Annotated in this window: 13 protein-coding genes and 1 tRNA gene; 6 read left to right on the forward strand and 8 right to left on the reverse strand. The window is 72.3% G+C overall.

What is annotated here, in order from left to right:
* Positions 1 to 15 precede the first annotated feature (15 nt).
* Positions 16 to 92: transfer RNA gene (locus FJM51_RS17620), tRNA-Met, on the forward strand.
* 195 nt (positions 93 to 287) lie between these two features.
* Entirely contained in the window at positions 288 to 1,343 is a 1,056-nt protein-coding gene (gene galE, locus FJM51_RS17625; RefSeq protein WP_140455452.1) for a UDP-glucose 4-epimerase GalE, read from the forward strand.
* Between the two features lie 37 nt (positions 1,344 to 1,380).
* Here galE and FJM51_RS17630 read toward each other — a convergent pair whose 3' ends face one another.
* Together FJM51_RS17630 and FJM51_RS17635 are read right to left on the reverse strand one after the other, a co-directional pair.
* A complete protein-coding gene (locus FJM51_RS17630) occupies positions 1,381 to 2,043 on the reverse strand; it encodes an ABC transporter ATP-binding protein (RefSeq protein ID WP_140455453.1) in 663 nt (220 codons plus the stop codon).
* A gap of 30 nt (positions 2,044 to 2,073) precedes the next feature.
* A complete protein-coding gene (locus FJM51_RS17635) occupies positions 2,074 to 3,711 on the reverse strand; it encodes a KpsE/RkpR family capsule polysaccharide export protein (RefSeq protein WP_181164608.1) in 1,638 nt (545 codons plus the stop codon).
* A gap of 154 nt (positions 3,712 to 3,865) precedes the next feature.
* Here FJM51_RS17635 and FJM51_RS17640 point away from each other — a divergent pair, with 154 nt between their 5' ends.
* Positions 3,866 to 4,735 carry an ABC transporter permease gene (locus FJM51_RS17640; RefSeq protein ID WP_181164609.1) on the forward strand — a complete coding sequence of 290 codons (870 nt, stop codon included), beginning with the start codon at positions 3,866 to 3,868 and terminating at the stop codon, positions 4,733 to 4,735.
* Complete coding sequence (locus tag FJM51_RS17645; RefSeq protein ID WP_140455456.1) at positions 4,732 to 5,523, forward strand: glycosyltransferase family 2 protein; 792 nt, start codon at positions 4,732 to 4,734, stop codon at positions 5,521 to 5,523. Before FJM51_RS17640 ends, FJM51_RS17645 begins: the two co-directional genes overlap by 4 nt.
* 11 nt (positions 5,524 to 5,534) lie before the next feature.
* On the opposite strand, the gene FJM51_RS17650 is transcribed toward FJM51_RS17645, so the two are convergent.
* A complete protein-coding gene (locus tag FJM51_RS17650; protein ID WP_140455457.1) occupies positions 5,535 to 7,490 on the reverse strand; it encodes a polysaccharide pyruvyl transferase family protein in 1,956 nt (651 codons plus the stop codon).
* Between the two features lie 131 nt (positions 7,491 to 7,621).
* Here FJM51_RS17650 and FJM51_RS17655 point away from each other — a divergent pair, with 131 nt between their 5' ends.
* Both FJM51_RS17655 and FJM51_RS17660 read left to right on the forward strand, forming a co-directional pair.
* Positions 7,622 to 8,344: a class I SAM-dependent methyltransferase gene (locus FJM51_RS17655; RefSeq protein ID WP_140455458.1), complete on the forward strand. Its 723-nt coding sequence runs from the start codon at positions 7,622 to 7,624 to the stop codon at positions 8,342 to 8,344.
* An 8-nt stretch (positions 8,345 to 8,352) separates the two neighbouring features.
* Entirely contained in the window at positions 8,353 to 9,570 is a 1,218-nt protein-coding gene (locus FJM51_RS17660) for a glycosyltransferase family 2 protein (protein ID WP_181164610.1), read from the forward strand.
* On the opposite strand, the gene FJM51_RS17665 is transcribed toward FJM51_RS17660, so the two are convergent.
* The 5 genes from FJM51_RS17665 to FJM51_RS17685 all read right to left on the reverse strand — a co-directional run bounded on the left by FJM51_RS17665 (position 9,524) and on the right by FJM51_RS17685 (position 18,390).
* Complete coding sequence (locus tag FJM51_RS17665) at positions 9,524 to 10,384, reverse strand: glycosyltransferase family 2 protein (protein ID WP_140455460.1); 861 nt, start codon at positions 10,382 to 10,384, stop codon at positions 9,524 to 9,526. The two genes, FJM51_RS17660 and FJM51_RS17665, sit on opposite strands and share 47 nt — an antisense overlap.
* Before the next feature lie 10 nt (positions 10,385 to 10,394).
* Positions 10,395 to 12,980 (reverse strand): glycosyltransferase, encoded by a 2,586-nt coding sequence (locus tag FJM51_RS17670; protein ID WP_140455461.1) that lies wholly within the window; start codon positions 12,978 to 12,980, stop codon positions 10,395 to 10,397.
* On the reverse strand, positions 12,961 to 14,529 hold the full coding sequence (locus FJM51_RS17675) for a sulfotransferase (protein WP_140455462.1): 1,569 nt from the start codon (positions 14,527 to 14,529) through the stop codon (positions 12,961 to 12,963). Before FJM51_RS17675 ends, FJM51_RS17670 begins: the two co-directional genes overlap by 20 nt.
* 2 nt (positions 14,530 to 14,531) lie before the next feature.
* Complete coding sequence (locus FJM51_RS17680) at positions 14,532 to 17,204, reverse strand: glycosyltransferase (protein WP_140455463.1); 2,673 nt, start codon at positions 17,202 to 17,204, stop codon at positions 14,532 to 14,534.
* A 124-nt stretch (positions 17,205 to 17,328) separates the two neighbouring features.
* Positions 17,329 to 18,390 (reverse strand): NAD-dependent epimerase, encoded by a 1,062-nt coding sequence (locus tag FJM51_RS17685; protein ID WP_140455464.1) that lies wholly within the window; start codon positions 18,388 to 18,390, stop codon positions 17,329 to 17,331.
* Positions 18,391 to 18,400: the final 10 nt, after the last annotated feature.

Consider the following 18,400-nt stretch of genomic DNA (forward strand, 5'->3'; position numbering starts at 1 on the left):
AGACGCAACCCTTGACGCGGGGTGGAGCAGCCCGGTAGCTCGTCAGGCTCATAACCTGAAGGCCGCAGGTTCAAATCCTGCCCCCGCAACCAAGATTTACGCACAAGATCAAACACTTAAGCAAGCCCCGGAGTGACCCTCCGGGGCTTCGTTGCGCTTGCGGTCAAGAAGGGGCGCGGGGCCTTGGCAGCCGGTCGCGGCCTTGTGTAGACTTCGCGCACCGCGATGCAACTTTCCGTGTTCGCCCGTTTATCCGGTTCTGGTCCAATCCGCGTGAGGAGGTCGCCTTGCGAATTCTTGTAACCGGCGGTGCCGGCTATATCGGCACCCATGCGCTGGTCGAGGTCCTGGCGGCCGGGCATGAGGCCTGGGTCGTCGACAATCTCGGCAATTCCCGTCCCGCCGCGCTCGATCGCGTGCGCCAGCTCTCCAACCGCGACTTCGGCTTCACCAGGGCCGATCTGCGCGACACCGAGGCGGTGCGCGCGGTCGTGGCCCGGTTCCGGCCCGAGGCGGTCATCCACTTCGCCGGGCTGAAGGCGGTCGGGGAATCCGTCGCCGATCCGCTCGGCTATTTCGACAACAACGTCGCCGGCTCGCTCTCGCTCCTGCGCGCGCTCGCGGAAAGCGACTGCCGGCGCTTCGTCTTCTCCTCCTCGGCGACGGTCTATGGCGATCCCGACTACCTGCCGCTCGACGAGGCTCATCCGACGCGCGTCTCGAGCCCCTACGGCCGGACCAAGCTGCAGGCCGAGGAGATCCTGCGCGATCTCGCCGGATCCGATCCCGCCTGGTCGATCGCGGTCCTGCGCTATTTCAACCCGGTCGGCGCGCATCCCTCGGGGCGGATCGGCGAGGATCCGGCGGGCTTCCCGAACAACCTCATGCCCTTCATCACCCAGGTCGCGGTCGGCCGCCGCCCGGCGCTCAACGTCTTCGGCACCGATTACGACACGCCCGACGGGACGGGCGTGCGCGACTACATCCATGTGACCGACCTCGCACGGGCGCATCTCGCCGCCGTCGACTGGACGGCGGGGGAGGAAGCGGGCCGGGGCTGGGAGGCGTTCAACCTCGGCACCGGCCGGGGCACCTCGGTACTCGAACTCGCCCGGGCCTTCGGAGAGGCCGCGGGGCGCGAGATCCCGCTCGTCCTCGCGCCGCGCCGGCCGGGCGATGTCGCCACCTGCTACGCCGATCCCGGCAAGGCGCTCCGCGAACTCGGCTGGCGCGCCGAACTCGGCATCGCCGAGATGTGCGCCTCGAGCTGGCACTGGCAGTCGAGCAACCCCGAGGGCTATCCGGGGGAGGAGGGGGGAGAAAGGACCGCCGCCTCCGGCTGACGATCCCCCGGGGCGCGCGTGCGCGCCGCCGACCGGGTCAGCGGCGGCGTCTCATGTTGCCTTCGTGATGGGCGATCGCCTCTTCCACGTCCTCGAAATAGCGCGCCGTGCCGCCTTCGAGCACCAGGCCCGAGTCGCAGTAGTTCCGGATCGTGCCGGTCGAATGCGAGACCATGAGCAGCCCCGCGGCGCTCAGCCGGTTCCGGAACACCGCGAGCGACTTCTTGCGGAAGGACGTGTCGCCGACCGCCGTGATCTCGTCGACGAGATACCAGTCGAAGGCGATCCCCATCGACATGCCGAAGGCGAGCCGCGCCTTCATCCCCGAGGAATAGGAGCGGATCGGCATGTCCATGAACTCGCCGAGCTCGGCGAAATCCTGCACGTAATCGACCAGCGTGTCGGTATCCATCCCGTAGATCCGGGCGACGAAGCGCACGTTCTGCGCGCCGGTCAGGTCGGAGTGGAAGCTGCCCGAGAAGCCGAGCGGCCAGGAGATCGAGGCGTGGCGCAGGATCCGGCCCCGGTTCGGATGCGCGGTGCCCGCGACCATGGCGAGGAAGGTCGACTTGCCGGCGCCGTTCCTGCCCAGCACGCCGATCTTCGTCCCCGAGGGCAGGGTCAGGTTCAGGTGGTCGAGCACCACCTTCCGCCCGCCCGGCGTCGCATAGTATTTCGAGACGTCGCGAAACTCGATCACCGGCCGCCGGGGCCTCCCGCGATCCCGCGCTCAGTGGTTGTCGCGCACATTGTAGTAGATCAGCATCGCCACGCCCCAGCCCAGCATCAGGAAGAGCCCGGTCAGCCCGGCGAGCATCGCGCGGCGGGGATAGAGCGAGGTCTCGGCGAAGGTCGGCTGGATATGGGGCGCGAGATAGCGGCTCTGCCGTCCGGCCTCGGCCTTGGCGGCGGCGAGGCCGGCGAGCGCCTGGGTATAGGCGGTATTGGCGAATTCGAGATCGACGCGCAGTTCCTCGTAGTCGGAGAGCACGTCCGGCAGCGAGCCCTCGACACCCTCGACCCCGAGCGTCGAGCGTTCCTGGTCGATGCGTTCGGTGATCGCGTCGATGCGCCGGTTCGCCTGGATCATCCGCTGGTCGGTGTCGGAGGCGTAGGTCCTGAGCATGTCGCGGTCGACCAGCACCTGGGCGAGCTGGGCCTGCAGCGCGTTCAGGAGACCCGCCTGGCCGGCCGCGTCGGCCGAGGGATCGACCAGCCGGTGCTCGCGGCGGAAATCGTTCATCTTCTGGCGCATCGCGCGCAGATGGGTCTCGGCCTGGGCGAGCTCGCCGCTCGCGAACCGGATCGCATCGCCGCGCGCCTGCTGCGAGAGCCGGTTCACCAGCGCGCTCGAATGGGAGAGGATCGCCTGGGCGATCTTGCGCGCGTCCTCCGGATCGAAGGCCTTGGCCGTCACCTCGATGATCCCGGCCGAGCCGAGGTTCACCGTGACCATCCGGTTCCACTCGTCATGCAGCGCCTCGATCGTGGGATTCTCGCCGAGCGTGAACCAGAAGTCCCTGGGCGCCGCCCGGTTGTAGATCGCGCGGAGATCGAGATCGCGGTTGATCTCCTCGACGATCTTCTGGCTGCGGATGAAATCGAACAGGATGTCGGTATCGGAGGCCGAGCCCGAGCCCATCGAGGTCAGCGCGCCGAGAATGCCCGAGGCGCCGCCGCCGGCTTCCTCGGAGCGGATCGAGAAGGCGACGGAGGAATGATACTGGTCCGCGGCCCGGGTGTAGAGATAGGTCGCGACGACGAGGAAGGGCAGGAGCACCAGCGCGGCGAAGCTGAGCGCCATCAGGAGATGGCGCCGCTCGGCCCTGGCGGGCCGCACCTCGGGCTGGGCCGCGAGCGTCGCCTCGATCTCGCCCGGGGCGAGTTCGGGCTCGGCGCGGCCGCGCCGGCGGCGGCGGCGCGGCGCGGGCTCGAGTCCCTCGGCTTCCGGATCGAGCTCGGGATCGGGCGCGGCCCGGGCGGCGAGTCTGGCCTCCCGCGCCTCCCGCCGCGCGGCGGCGCGGCGCGCGGCGGGCAGCGCGGCCCAATCGGGTTTTCCGTCACCGGATCCCGGCGCCGGGAGGGTCCCTTCCGCGGAGGCTTCCCCGGGAGAGGGGGCGGAAACGCTCTCCGCCGGGGTTTGCTCCCGGGCCTCCTCCCCGGCGCGGACGGCACGCCGGGCGCGGCGGGCGGCGCGCCGCGCCGCCAGCGTCTCGTCGGGCACCAGCCGCTCCGCCCCGGGAGCGGTCCCGGGATCCTCGGGACCGCCCCCGGCTTCCGGGAAACCGTCGGGCGCGTCGGGCTCCGCCGGTCCGATGGCCGGGAGCGCCGGGCGTGACCTGGCGCGGCGACCTTGCGAATTTGTCATCGGACCCCCGGAAGCTGACACGAAACCGTGCTTGTCATCGCAACCGGCCAAGGTTTACTCCTTGCCCCGGATGAAAGCAAACCGGCGCGGGGTGCTCCTCACGCGGTCGTTGGCGAGCGGTGCCGGAACGCAACGCCTTATTTCGGAAGACTTCATGGACGACGGCGCGATGGCCATGGCCCCCTCCATGGCCGCTCCCCGACCCCCCCTCGCTTCCCCCGACGCGCCGGAAATGGCTCCGGCGGCCCGGGCGGGCCATGTGCGCTTCCAGCGGCTGCGGGTGCTCTTCGCGCTGATGGTGCGCGAGATGCAGACCGACTTCGGCCGGTCCTGGGGCGGCTATTTCTGGGCGATCGCGGAACCGCTCGGCGGCATCCTGCTGCTCTCGCTCGCCTTCAGCCTCGCGCTCCGCTCGCCGCCGCTCGGCTCGAGCTTCATACTCTTCTACGCCAGCGGCTACATTCCCTTTAACGCCTATCGTGTCGTCTCCTCCTCGGTGACCTCCGCGGTCCGTTCGAACCGCGGGCTCCTCAGCCATCCGGTCGTCGGCGTGGTCGACGCGGTGCTCTCGAAATTCCTGCTCTCGACGCTGACCATGGGCGTCGTCGCCGTGGTCCTCTACGCCGCGATCCTCGCGACCCTCGACCAGCCGGTCGAGATCGACCTCGGCACGGTCACGCTCGCCTATTTCCTCGCCGCACTCTTCGGCCTCGGGATCGGCGCGGTGAACTGCGTGCTCTTCGGCTTCTTTCCGACCTGGCGCTCGATCTGGAAGATCCTGAGCCGGCCGAAGATGATCGCCTCGGGCGTGCTCTTCCTCTACGAGTCGGTGCCGACCGGGTTGCAGGACGTGCTCTGGTACAATCCCCTCGCCCATGTGATCGGCCTGTCGCGCGCGGGAGTCTATGGCGGCTATCATCCCGGCTATGTCTCGATCCCCTATGTGGCGGGCATTTCGCTCGGCCTCTTCGTGATCGGCCTCTACCTGCTGCGCCGGCACACCGCGGCGCTGCTCGACCGGTGAGCGCCTCCCCGCGCCCGCTGGTCTCCATCGTCACCCCGGTCTGGAACGCGGCCGCGACCCTGCCGCGCACCCTGGCCTCGGTCCGGGCGCAGGGCCTCGCGGACTGGGAGCACCTGCTGATCGACGACGGCTCGACCGACGGCTCGGCCGCGCTGATCGCGGCCGCGGCCGCGGCCGATCCCCGGGTCCGGCCGCTCGCGACCGGATGGAACGGCGGCGCGGGCGTCGCGCGCAACACCGGGCTCCGCGCGGCCCGGGGGCGCTACATCGCCTTCCTCGACGCCGACGACCGCTGGCGCCCGGAGAAGCTCGCGCGCCAGATCGGCTTCATGGAGCGGGGCGGCCACGCCTTCGCCTTCACCGCCTATGCGCGCGAGGACGCCTCCGGCCGGCCGCTCGGGATCGTCGCCGCCCCGTCCCGGGTCACCCGGGCCGCGCTCCTGCGGCGCAACGTGATCGGCTGCCTGACGGCGGTCTACGACGCGGAGGCGCTCGGCCGGGTCGAGATGCCCGCGATCCGCCGCCGCCAGGACTACGCGCTCTGGCTCCGCTTGCTCGAACGGGTGGAGGCCGCGCATGGCTTGCCCGAGGTGCTGGCCGACTACCGCGTGGCCGCCGCCTCGCTCTCCGGCAACAAGCTTGTCGCCGCGCGGGACACCTGGGCGCTCTACCGGGGCGAGCTCGGCCTCTCCGCGCCGCGCGCCGCCTGGTATTTCGGGCAATACGCCGTTCACGGCGTGCTCGGGCGGACCGGCGCGCGCGGGGGAACCCGCCCGCGCCGGTCCTGAGGCGAGCGGGTTCAGGCGCGCCGCGCCGCGCCCACGGCGGCGAGGGCGCGGCGCGTCAGCGTTCCCATCCGGGCCCGGAGCGCCGCCTTCGCCCGCCTCCGCTCCTCGAGCGCGGCGAGAACCTCCGGGACGACCTCGAAGGGCGCGGCCGCGATGAGCGCCGCGAGGTCGATCTCCCGCTCGGGATTGTCGTCGCAGCGCGCGGCGAAATCCCCGGTCAGCCGCCCGACGCCGGTCAGGTCGAACGGCCTCGCCTCGCGCAGGCCGATGCTGAGGAAATAGTCGTCGAACTTCATCCCGTCGCCATGGATCTGGCGGTCGGCGTCCACGAAGGTCGCGAGCCGGGCCGGGATGCCGTAGGCATTGGCGATGATGAGCCCGTGCAGCGAGGTCGAGACGATCGCCTCGCAGCCGAGCATCTCGTCGAGGAAGGCCTCGATGCCTTCGCGGCCGGCGCGCAGGATCTCGATCTCGCGCACGCCCTCGCCAAGCTCGATCGGCCGGTCGCGATGGGTGAAATGCCGGATCAGGCCGAGCCGGTGGGTCTTCGGCCGGCCCGGGTCGGGATGGACGAGCGGCAGGAGCCAGGCCGGATCGCCGTAGACCGGCGCGCAGGCCCCGCCCGCCTCGAGCACCATGCGCCGGGTGAGCGGGCCGCGCACGGCGCGGTATTCGGCCCCGGGCTCGATCGGATGCCCGGCCGAGGGGCAGCCGGCGCCCCAGACCGTATCGCCGGGCCGGGCGAACTTGATGATCGAGCCGATGGCGAGGACACGCTCGCCCTTCGGTGCGAAGCGCGGCGGCACGCCGGTCAGCTTCCCGATCAGATAGGGATTGATCATGTCGCCGAGATTGCCGGGATAGGGGCGCTCCCACCACCAGAGCGGCACCCGCGCCTCGGCGGCGATCCCGCGCGCCTCGGCCTCCTCGTCGAAGCTCAGCCGGTACTGCCGGCTCCGGGCGAAGGCGCGATCGGCCTCGCTCCCTCGTGTCTCGATCTTCAGGGCGAGCTTCGCCGCCCGGGCGAGATCGCCGTCGGAAACGGCGGCTTCGTAGCGGTGGCGCAGGATCCGGGGCGCGAGATCGGGCTCGGCCTCCGCCTTGCGCGCCAGGGCGGCGTGCTTGCTCTTCCAGCCGAGGGAGCGATAGAGCTTGAGGAGCCGCAGCGTGGCGTCGGGATCGCGGGGATCGACCCGCAGCATCTCCCGCAGCAGGGGCTCGGCCTCGCGGGGCCGCTTCGCCCGGACATGCGCCTCCGCGGAGTCGCGCAGCACGCGCTTGCGCCGCTCCGGGGTCAGGATCAGCGCCTCGTGCTGGGTCGCGACCGTCACGTTGGGTTTCACATTGCCGCTGTCGCCATGCTGGAACACCGCCCCCGCCCGGCCGCGCGCCTCGTTGGAGAAGACGATGTCCGCCGGCGAGAAGATCTCGAAGCCGAGCCGGCCCTCGTGGCGCTCGAGCGCCTCCTGCAGGATGTAATCGTCGGTTCCCTCGGGATCGCCGGTCCGGTCGAGTTCGCGCAGCGTCTCGAGAAAGGCGCGGGTCCGGTCGGACTGGCCGATGAGCAGATAGCCCGGATGCAGGAGCCGCGCGAACATCACCGGATCGAAGCCGACGAGATATCTGAAGTTGCGCAGGAAGGCGCCGAGATCCGCGCCGGAGCGCAGGATCCGGCGCGGATCGGCGATGATCTGGCCGTCGATGTCGAGCCAGAGAATCGGCGCCCCGTATTCCTCCGCCTTCTCCGTGTAGAAGGCGATCTTCCTGCGGCAGATGTTGATCCATCCCTCGCCATCGGAAGGGGTGTATTCGCAGATGTCGTAGGAAAGGCCGAAGTCCTCGCATTGCCGCGCGAGGCGATCGGCGCATTTCGCATAATATTCATCCCCGCCAAAGAAGCTGACGACGATGGCTTCCCGGGGGTGGGCCTCATCGAGGCGGATGTTCTTCTTTCTGCTCGTAAACATGTTGTCTTTCGATGACTACGCCCGGATGCGCCTTCCGCGGCTCGCGCCCCCCGCGCCGGCCCCGGAACGGCCATCCTCTTTCACTGCCTCGCGCCCCCGGCTAGATATACCGGCCAAGGCCAAGGGACGAAATGCGAAACACCCCCGACTCCACGCCATTGGCGATCGATTGCCTTCGCGCCGGATCCGACATCTGGTCCGGCGAGCGGCTCCGGCATCTGGCGGACCGGCCGCTGCGCAACAGGGCGCTCGCCGGGATCGAGGAACGCCGCCGGCATCTGGCGAGCCTGCCGCCGCTCACGCTGCATCCGAGCTACGCGGGGGTGAACGACCATGCCGGGCAGGCCTTCGTCACGCCCGGCACGATCTCGCTGCCGCGCCGCTACGGGCGGCTCCTCTATTCGATCGCCGCCGAGGTGCGTCCGCGGCTCACGCTCGAGGCGGGGGCCGGGCTCGGCATCTCGGGGATGTATCTCGCCGCGGCCGCGGCGCTCACCCGAACCGGGCGGTTCCTGAGCTTCGAGATCGGCGACTATTTTCGGCTCGCCGAGGAATCGATCCGGATGATCCTGCCCGGGGCCCGGGTGATCCCCGGCGATTTCGGCGATTTTCCCCGTCATCTCGAACCCGAGGCGCGGGTCGATCTGTGCTTTCTCGATTCCAGGCACGACTTCGACACGGTGGTCCGCGACTACAAGTCGCTGCTCGGCTGGCTCGCGCCGCGCGCCGTGGTGCTGGTCGACGACGTGATGTCGACGCCCGGCAGCCGCCGCGCCTGGGAGCATGTGCTGGCGCGGGACGACTTTCCCTTCGCCGCCCTGATCCAGGGCCGGATCGGCTTTCTCGCCCGATGACCCCCGCGATGCCCCGCGTCAGCGTGCTCCTGCCCGTCTACCAGGCGGCCGAGGTGGTCGGGCAGGCGATCGACACGATCCTCGGCCAGACCGCGCCACCCTTCGAGATCGTCGTCGCCGACGACGGCTCGACCGACGGGACCGGGGAGCGCGTGGCGGAACTCGGCCCGCGCTGCGAGGGCCAGGGCGTCCGGCTCGCCCTCGCGCGCTTTCCCGAGAACCGCGGCCGGGGCGCTTCGCGCAACCTCGCGGTGGCCCGTGCCGGAGGAGAACTCGTCGCCTGGTACGACGCCGACGACCTCTGGACCCCGGAAAAGCTCGCCCGGCAGGTCGAGGCCTTCGCGCGGGCGCGCGCGGAGAACCCCGCCGGCCGGCTGCTTCTCACCTGCAACTATCTGCGTCACGAGAGCGCGCGCGACCCGGGCCAGATCCTGCGCCCGGGGCCCACGATCGCGCTCGACGACATCGCCGCGATCCACACGCGGCGGCACATCCAGCTGCAGACGATCCTCGGTCCCCGCGAGGTCTTCCTGCGCACCCCGTTCGACGAGACGCTGAACCGCGCCGAGGATTTCGACTTCGCGCTGCGCTTCGCTGCGCTCGGCGGCAAGGTGGTGAACCCCGATCCCGAGGGGCCGCCGCTCGTGCACTACTTCCGGGGCGCGGCCAATTTCGGCAAGGAGGGGCGCGCCAGCAACCGGCGCCTCGTCCGGAAGAACGCGGCGATCTTCCGCGCGGCCCATGTCGACGCGCGCGCCTTTCTCGCCCACAAGCTCGGGATCGGCCTCGCCCGGCAGGATGCGCCTACCGATGACTCCCGTCCGATGCCGCCGGGGCCGGTCTTCGCCCAGGGCGCCGGGGACGGGTTCGACGCGGCCCGGCCCGGGCTCGAACGCCTCGCCGACGGGGCGCTCCGGATCGCGCTCGGGCCCGGCGCGGCGGTCGAGTATCTTGTCTCCGGCCCCGAGGGCGAGATCGCGCGCGCCCGGATCGAGGGGCTTCATCCCGTCCCGCAGCCGATGCTCCGGGACTGGTTCATGGCGGGCGGACGGCGGCTCGTGATCCGCTCCGTCGCGGGCGCGTGGTTCCCGGCCGAGCGGCTCCTGATCGCCCGCGCCGCCTCGGGGCTGATCTCGGTCTCCTCGGGCGCGCGGCCGCCCGGGACCCCCGACGCGGCCGTCACCGCCGGGGCCGACCGCCCGCGAGCAGACGAAGCATCTCCGTGAGATCCACTCCCCAGAGCCGGAACCTGATCCCGACCGCGACGGCGCGCCAGCGCCAGGGCGCGGGCGCGGCGAGATAGGCGCGGGTGTCGCCCAGGGGCGGCAGCAGCGTGCGGAAGGTCCAGGCGATCCGGCGGGGCAGGGGGCCGGCGCCGATCTGCCCGCCCTTGATCCGCCGCTCCTTCGCCGCGAGCTCGGCCCAGTCGGCGCGCGCCGGATGCCGGGTGAGCGCCCCGGCGACGAGACGGAGCGGATGCCCCGCCGCGCCGGCGCGGCGGCAGAATTCCGCGTCCCCGCCCGAGAGGCGGCGCGGATCGAACCCGCCGAGCGCCTCGAAGACCGCGCGCGGCACGGCGAGATTGGCGGTGGCCGCGTAGCCGCGCGCGACATAGCGCGCCTGCGGGATGCCCCGGATCATGTCGTAGATCTCGCAGGGATTCGGCGGCTCGCCCCCGACCACCTCGACCGGCCCGGCGAGCAGGCTCCCGGGATCCACTCCGGCGGCGAGCGCGGCGAGCCAGCGGGGCGCGGGCCGGCAGTCGGCGTCGGTGAAGACGAGCCAGCGCCCCCTCGCCGCCGCCGCGCCGAGATTGCGCGCCGCGTAGGAGCCGGGCCGGGCGCAGGCGAGGATCCGGAGCGCGAGGCCGGGCGGGGCCTCCGGCCGGGGCGCCGCCGCCTCCGGCTCGTTGTCGACGAGGATGAGCTCGAACCCGGGCGCGTCCGCCTGCGCCGCGAGCGCCGCGAGAAGCCGGGGGAGATGCTCCCATTGCCGGTAGACCGGGACGACGACCGAGAAGGCCGGCGCGTCCGGCGGCATGATCTCCCCCTCAGCCGCCAAGCCCGGCCCCGAGTTCAGCCCCGGTCCCCAACTCGGCCTCGGCGAGTTCGGCGGCGCGGGCGGGCGCCTCGGCGGCGAGCGCGGCGAGCCGGTCCGGGAAGAGCCGCGCGTCGCAGGTCTCGCGCGCGAAGGCGCGCCCGGCCTCGGCCCGCGCCAGCCAGGCCGCCTCGTCGGCCCAGAGCCGTTCGACGAGGGGCCAGACCTCCTCGGGCGCGGCGTAGAGCGCGGCCGGCCCGAAGGTCGGCTCGAATTCCGGCGGCAGGATCGCCGGCACGCCCGCGGCCATCGCCTCGAGCGCCGCGCGGCCGAATTCCTCAATGTAGCGCGGATCGGGATAGTGGAGGAAGAAATCGAGATCGGCGAGGAAGCCCGGCACGTCGCCGCCGAAGGCCTGGACGCGCCAGTTCCCGGGCCAGGATCCGAGCCGCGCCCGCGCCGCCCGCGCGCCGCCGAGAAAGCGCGTCTCGCAGGCGCGCCCGGCGCAATAGGCGGCGCGGATCTCCGCCGCCGTCCGCGGCCATTTCAGCGCGTGGTCGCGCCCCTGCCGGCCGAGCACCGGCCGCGCCCGCTCCCGGCCGCGCCAGGCCGGGGGACGCGCGCCCCAGGCCTCGAGGTCGATCAGCGGCGTCCAGGTCGCGGGAGCGGGCCGGGGGTAACGCGGATCCCCGGCCATCAGCGCCCGGACCCGGCCCGAGATCGGCAGCCAGTGCCCTTCCGATCCGAGCAGCCGGCCGAGATTGGTCCGGACCCGGCCCGGATCATAGGCGATCTCGCTCCGGTCGAGGTCGCGCTCGGCCATCTGGTTCACCACGACGGCGAGCGCGTCGTGGTCGATCTCGGGGAAGCGGTCCATCGCATGTTCGAGGAGCGGCGGATGGGTGAGGATCACCGTCGCCGCGCGAAGCCGCTCGCCCGGGGCGACGATCCGGACGCCGGAGGCGCGCGCGAGGTCGCGGATCGCGCCCGAGAGCGGCCGGGTCACGTCGAGATCGTAGCGGCGGTAGTGCAGGATCCCCATCGCGAGCCCCGCCGCCCGGCCCGCCGCGAGCATGGCGAGCGCCGAGCCCGTCGTGCCGCCCTTGAGGTTGAAATCGCCGATCAGCAGCGCGTCGAGCGGCGCGCCCGCGCCCCGGTCGGGACGCAGCGCGGGCGGGGCGGGAAAGCGGGCCACGCCGAGTTCCGCGAGCGCCTCGCGCCCCTCGCCCCGGCGCAGGCCCGCGTGCCAGTGCTCGGCCGCCTCGCGGTATTCCCGCCGTCCGCCGTGGTGGATCGAGAGCACATGCGTCGCCTCCGACCCGGTCAGCGAGGCGGGGCCGAGCCGGCCGAGGGAGAGCGGGCAGGCGGGTTTCAGGATCTCCGCCCGCCAGGCCTCGCGCGGGCGCCCGGCGAGCGCCTCGATCCGCCAGATGAGTTCGGTATCGCCCGAGACGCGGATGTGGTCCCAGCCGCCGGCGGCGATCAGCGCCTCGCGCCGGATCATGTGCGACGAGAGGTTGGGCGAGACGAGGCTCCGGCTCGCCTGGGCGGTGCCGGTGAACATCAGGTCGGGCAGGGCGCGGGTCCAGGCGGTGAGATTGTGCGGCGGCCCCTCGCGCAGCAGATGCTCGGCCTGGAGCCGGATCTTCTCGGGATGCGACCAGTCGTCGGCGTCGTGCACGGTGACGATCTCGCCCCGCGCCTCGGAAAGCGCGCGGTTGCGCGCGGCGTAGGATCCGCCGTTCGTCCCGAGCCGGATCAGCCGGAAACGCGGGTCGCGCGCGGCGAAGGCGCGGGCCACCTCCGCCGTCGCATCCGGGCTCGCGTCGTCGACGACGAGCACCTCGATCTCGCGCCAGCTCTGCGCGGCGAGCGCGGCGAGCGCGGTCGGCAGCGTCTCCGCCGCCCGGTACGCGGGCAGGATCACGCTGACGAGCGGCCCGCCGGTGACGGGCGCGGGCGGTTTCGCCGCGACGAGATTGTCGATCGAGAGCGGCGCGTCGGGATCGCGGAGCGCGAGTTCCGCGAGGCCCATCCGCGCGAAGATCGCGTTGAGATGCGCGAGCGCCGCCGCCTCGTCGCGGCTCCGCGTCCAGGCGGTGCCCATTGCGGTGGCGCTGTGGCTCGCCGCGCGCATGAGCTCGATCGAGGGGTCGAAACCGCCGTGCCGGAGCGCGAGCAGCGCGCGCGCCTCCGCGCCGCGCCCGAGCAGGCAGAGGATCTTCGCCTCCTGCAGGAACTGCCGCTTGTGCCGCCGCGCGCCCCGGTCGGCCGAGCGCATGAAGACGATGTTGCCGAGGGCGGAGCCGAACTCGCCCCGCGTCGCCTGGAAGCGCGCGAGGATCCAGGCCGCCTGCGCCGCCTCGCGCGGATGGGCGGCGAAGGAGAGGCGCAGCGCGTCGAGCTCGGCCGCGGCCGAGGCGGAGAACCCGCCCCAGAGCTTGTCCTCGAGCGCGCGCGCATCGCCGCCGCCGCCCCGGGCGCGGCGCCATTCCGGCAGCAGCCGGTCGCGGAAGGCCGTCCGCCAGTGCTCCGGGATCAGCCGGCGGAGGGCGGGCGGCAGGGCGAGATAGGCGCTCTCAAGCCGGTCGCTGATCATCGGCGCCGGCGGGCTCGGGGATCCCCTCGTCGCGCGGCGCGGCGGCGACGGCCGGAGCGGCGGCGCTTCGCGCGCGCGGCGGCCGGAGCGAGAAGGTCTCGCCGGGAACGTTGTGGTAATAGGCGATCATCCGGCGGCTCTCCGGCCCGCCCCGCAGCGGTTCCTGCGCGATCACCCGGTGATCGGGCGCGCGGCCGAACCAGCCGTCGAGCTTCGCCTCGTCGACCGGATCGTGCCCATGCGCGTCATTCGGGTCTCCGGGCCAGAGATAGCGCACCGAGACCAGCACCCGGTCGGAGACCGCGAGCAGGCGTTTCGCGAAGGCCTCCGCGTCGGGCACATGGTCGAGCACCTGGAGGCAGGTGACGAAATCGTAGCGCCGGCCGGGATCGAAGGTCAGGAAATCCGCCTCGATGCCCCGGACCGCCTCCGAGGAATAGGGCTCGCGGAGGTCGAGCGAGACGCGTTCCGGGATCCACTTGAATTCCTCGACGAGGCCCGTGCCGTGGGAACCGACGTCGAGCAGGCTCCGCGAGCCGGCGGCGAAGCGGCCGACCATCGCCCGGACGCAGTCGTAGCAGACCATCTTCCGCCGGCCGCTCCAGTAGCTTCGCGACTTCCCGGTCTTTCCCGTCTTGTCCCGGTTCTTCGGGGGGCTGGCCTTCTCCGCCCCGGGCGAGGGGGGCGCCGCCCGGACCGCCGGGGGGACGGGCGGCGGAAGGACGGGCGCAGGGGAGGGCGCGGCGGCGGGATCGAAACCCCAGCGCGCGACGTCGAATCCGTAGGTCCGTGCGAGCCGCGCCATGTCGGGGGCGAGTTCGGCGCGATAGCGCGCGCGTTCCTCCGCGCTCAGCCGGAAGGTCTCGCTGTCATTGACCGCCTTGCGCGTGTTCGAGGCCGGACGCTCGGCGAAGGTGAAGGTGGGGTCGATCCCGAGGAAATCCACCACGCGCGCGAGCAGGGTCATCGGGTCGCGCCGGAGCTCGTCGAAATCGAGCAGCAGCACCTCCGGATCGCCGAGCGGCTCCCGGAAGGCGTCGAGCTGATAGGCGTAGCGCGAGGTCGAGATCGTGGCCTCGAGATTGTCGGCGTAGTTCTCCCGGGTGATCCGCCCCTTGGCGATGTTGTGCGCGATCTGCGACTCGATCCGGTCGACCGGATCGCGCATGATGTAGATGTACTTGAAGTTCGCGGGAAATTCCCCGATCCACTTCGTGACGTTCCGGTAGCGCGGCTGCTTGGTGTAATCGACCGAGGCCTCGATCGCGTAGCGGTGCCGGCGGGGATCGAAATCCGGCCAGAGCCGGTAGTAGCGCCGGGGCAGCTTCCGCCGCCGGTCCGAGGCGAAGAAGCTCGGCTCCTTGCGGACGCAGGCGGCGATCTCGGGATGGGTGACGAGATAGTCGTAGAGGGTCGTCGTGCCCGATTTCATCGCGCCGAGGATCAGCGCGAAATTCCCGATCGCGGGCGCGCCGGCCGCGGCCTTTCCCGTCCCGCGCCGCGCCTTCTTCCTTCCCGCCGCCGGTCCGGCCCCCATCTCGTCCTTCATGCTCACCTCAACGCCGCCGCCGTTTCCCGCGGGGTCTCCGTTTCTCGCCCGAGCGTGGCCGCGAGCCGCGCCGGGAACCTTTCCCAGTCACTATGCGCGTGCACGAAGGCCTGGCCCCGCGCCGCCTGCGCGAGATAGGCCGCCTCGTCGGCCCAGAGCGCGGCGACCCTGGCCCAGACCTCGCCGGGCTCGGCATAGACCGCGGCCTCGCCGAAGGTCTCGCGGAAGACCGGCGGCAGCACCGCCGGCAGGCCGCGGGCGAGCGCCTCGAGCACGGCGCGGCCGAATTCCTCGATATAGGTCTCGTGCGGGTAATGCAGGAAGAAGTCGAGCCGGTCGAGGAAGGCGTGGCTGTCCATCGTGTCGAAGGGATGCACCACCCAGTTCGACGGGAAGGCGCCGATCACGTCCCGCGCCCGGTTCGCGCCGCCCATCAGCTCGATCACGCAGGGTTTCCCGGCGCAATAGGCGGCGCGCAGCGCCTCCGGATCGCTCGGCCATTTCGTGTAGGCGTCGCGCGCGTGGCGCCCGAGCACCGGAAGCGCGCCGCCGGCGCCACGCCAGCGCGGGGGCTTGTCGCACCAGGCCCCGGTCTCGATCAGCGGGATCCAGATCTCGTCCGAGGGCGCGGGATAGCGCGGATCGGCCCGCATCAGCCGCGCGACCAGGCCCGAGATCGGCGCCCAGATCCCCTCGGTGCCGAAGAGCCCGGCGAGCGTCGCGCGGAGTTCCGCGGGATCGTATTGCGGGTCGCCGCCGTCGAGCAGCCGCGCGGCCATCTGGTTCACCACGACGATCACCTCGTCGCAGCTGATCGCGGGCAGGGGATCGGGCACGTCCGCGAGGATCACCGGATAGCCGAAGACGAGCGTTCGCGCCCGCGCCGTCTCGCCCGCCGAGACGACCGTGACCCCGCCCGCCTGGACGAGGTCGCGCAGCCGCGGGTCGAGCGGCTTTGCCATGTCGAGGTCGTAGCGGCGCCAGTGGAAGACGCCGACGCGCATCCCGGCCGCGACGGCGGCCCGGATCGTGTTGAAGGTCGAGACGAAGGAGCCGCCCTTCATCGCGAAGTCGGTGACGACGAGCAGGTCGAATTCCCGCGTCTCGCCGGGCCGGCCGAGCACGGCGGGCGGCGCGGGGAAGGGGCGGGGGGTCTCCGGCCCGGCGGCGGGATCCATCCGGAGCGCCGCGGGATCGGCGCCCGCGCCCCAGCGCGCGCGGCGCCAGTGGTCGGAGGCCTCGGCGTATTCGCGCCGCGCGCCATAGAGCATGGTCCGGACGTGGGTCGCGGACTGGCGCGTCAGCGAGGTCCCGGCATGGAGCGCGAAGGCGAGCGGCACCCCCTTCATCGCCTGGGGCGAGAGGCCGGGATCGCCCGCGATCGTCTGGATCCGGCGCAGGATCTCGGTATCGCCGCCGACCCGGACCACGTCCCAGCCGCCGAGTTGCTCCATCAGCGGCCGCGGGATCAGGATCGAGGACATGCTCTTGCCGGCGAAGCGCGACCAGGCGCGGAAGAGCCAGCCGAAGCCGAGCTCGGGGGTGGCGCGTACCCAGTCCGAGAAGCAGACCGGCGCCTCCGGGTGATCGCGCAGGTAACGCATCTGGAGCGCGATCTTCTCGGGGTGCGACCAGTCGTCGGCGTCGTGGGTGGTGATGAAATCCCCGGTCGCGGCGCGCCAGCCCCGGTTGCGCGCGGCGTAGCCGCCCCGGTTCGTCTCCTGGCGGATCACCGTGATCCGGGGGTCGCGCCGAGCGATCGCCTCGGCCACCGCCGCCGTGCCGTCCGGGCTTGCGTCGTCGACGACGATGATCTCGAGATCGGGCCAGCTCTGCGCGAGGAGGCTCTCGAGCGCGAAGCCGATCGTGGTCTCGGCGCGGTGGGCCGGCATGATCACGCTGACCCGCGGCATCGGCGCCCCGCCCCACTCCTCGGGCGCGGCGGTCGCCGTGATGTTGCCGATCGCGAGGCCCCGGCCCGGGTCGCGGAGCGCGACCTCGGCGAGGCCCCGGGCGCGGTAGATCCGGTTCAGCCAGTCGAGCCTGATCGCATCGGTCCCGGGATCGGCGGGGGCGTCCGGAACGAGGAAGCTGTTCGCCATCGCGAGGCAGAGATCGGGATCGTCGGGCGCGCGCGCCAGCGCGGGCGCCAGCAGCGCGCGCGCCTCCGTCCCCGCGCCGGTCCGCCGCAGGCAGTCGCTCTCGAGCAGCAGCGCGCGCATGCCCCGCGCCTTGCCGGGATCGAGCTCGCGCAGCCGGGCGAGCCAGGAGCGCGCGCGGAGCACGTCGCCGCCGGCGGCGTGCCAGCGGGCGAGCGCCCAGGCGGCCTCGGCCCGCTTGCTCCTCGCGACGCCGGCGGCCGGCCGCGCGCCGCGCGGACCCGCGAGCGCCTCGAGCTCGGGGATCGCCCGGGCGGCGTAGCCCGACCAGAGCCTCTCCTCGAGCGCCAGCGGGCCGGAACCCCCCGAGCCGCGGGCGGAGGGGGCCACGTCTTCCTGGCCCGCCTCCTCTCCGATCTCCGCGAGGGGGGCGCGCGCCCGCCCGGAAGACCCGAGGCCGAGCCAGTCGCGCACCTGGCCGCGCATGTCCCGCGGCAGCGCCGCGCGCCAGGGCTCGGGCAGGCTGAGATAGAAGCGCTGGATCGTCCGCGCCGGGACGCCTTGTCTTTTTGTCATGCTCGACCTCGGGGCTCGGCCTCGGGCGTTTTCATCGGGCTCGCCTCGGAGAGGATCTACCAGTCCGGAGGCGGGTCGCGCCAGTGCGATGACACCGGGCCCCCGTTCCCTCGCGCGCGCGCCCCTAGCCGTAGAAGCTCCGGTACCAGTCGATGAACCGCGCCACCCCTTCCTCGACCGGCGTGCCGGGAGACCAGTCCACCGCCCGTTCGAGGCGCGAGGAATCGGCGAAGGTGTCGGGCACGTCGCCGGGCTGCAGCGGCAGGAACTCCTGGATCGCCGTCTTTCCCAGCGCCGCCTCGATCGCCGCGATGAAATCGGCGAGCTGGGTCGGGGCGTTGTTGCCGATGTTGTAGATCCGGAAGGGCGCGTTCGAGGTCGCGGGATCGGGATCCATCGCGTTCCAGGCCGGATCCGGCGTCGCCGGCCGGTCGGAGGCGCGGATCACCCCCTCGACGATGTCGCCGACATAGGTGAAGTCGCGGCTGTGGTTGCCGTGGTTGAAGACCTTGATCGGCCTGCCTTCCGAGATCGCCTTCGCGAACAGCATCGGCGCCATGTCGGGCCGCCCCCACGGGCCGTAGACGGTGAAGAACCTCAGCCCCGTCACCGGCAGGGCGTAGAGATGGGCGTAGGAATGCGCCATCAGCTCGTTCGCCCGCTTGGTCGCGGCGTAGAACTGCAGCGGATGGTCGACGCCCTGATCCTCGGCGAAGGGCATCCTGCGGTTGCCGCCATAGACCGAGGAGGTCGAGGCGAAGGTCAGGTGCCTCACGCCGTGGTGGCGGCAGCCCTCGAGGATATGGGTGAAGCCGACGAGGTTGCTCTCGACATAGGCGAGCGGGTTCTCGAGGCTGTAGCGCACGCCCGCCTGGGCGGCGAGGTTGATCACCCGGTCGAAGGGCGCGCCCTCCGCGCCCTCGGCGAAGGCCGCCTCGACCGCGGCGCGGTCGGCGAGATCGGCGCGCAGGAAGCGCCAGGAAGATCCGCTCTCGCCCGCGATCCGGTCGAGCTCGGCGAGCCGGGCCTCCTTCAGCGCCGGGTCGTAATAGTCGTTGACCACGTCGAATCCCACGACCGCGTCGCCCCGGCGCAGCAGCTGGGCGGCGGTGTGGAAGCCGATGAACCCGGCCGCGCCGGTGACGAGGACCCGCTCCGGCCCTTCCCGCGTCGATTTCTCCGCCATCGCAGCGGCG

Source organism: Amaricoccus solimangrovi (assembly GCF_006385685.1).
GTDB lineage: Bacteria > Pseudomonadota > Alphaproteobacteria > Rhodobacterales > Rhodobacteraceae > Amaricoccus > Amaricoccus solimangrovi.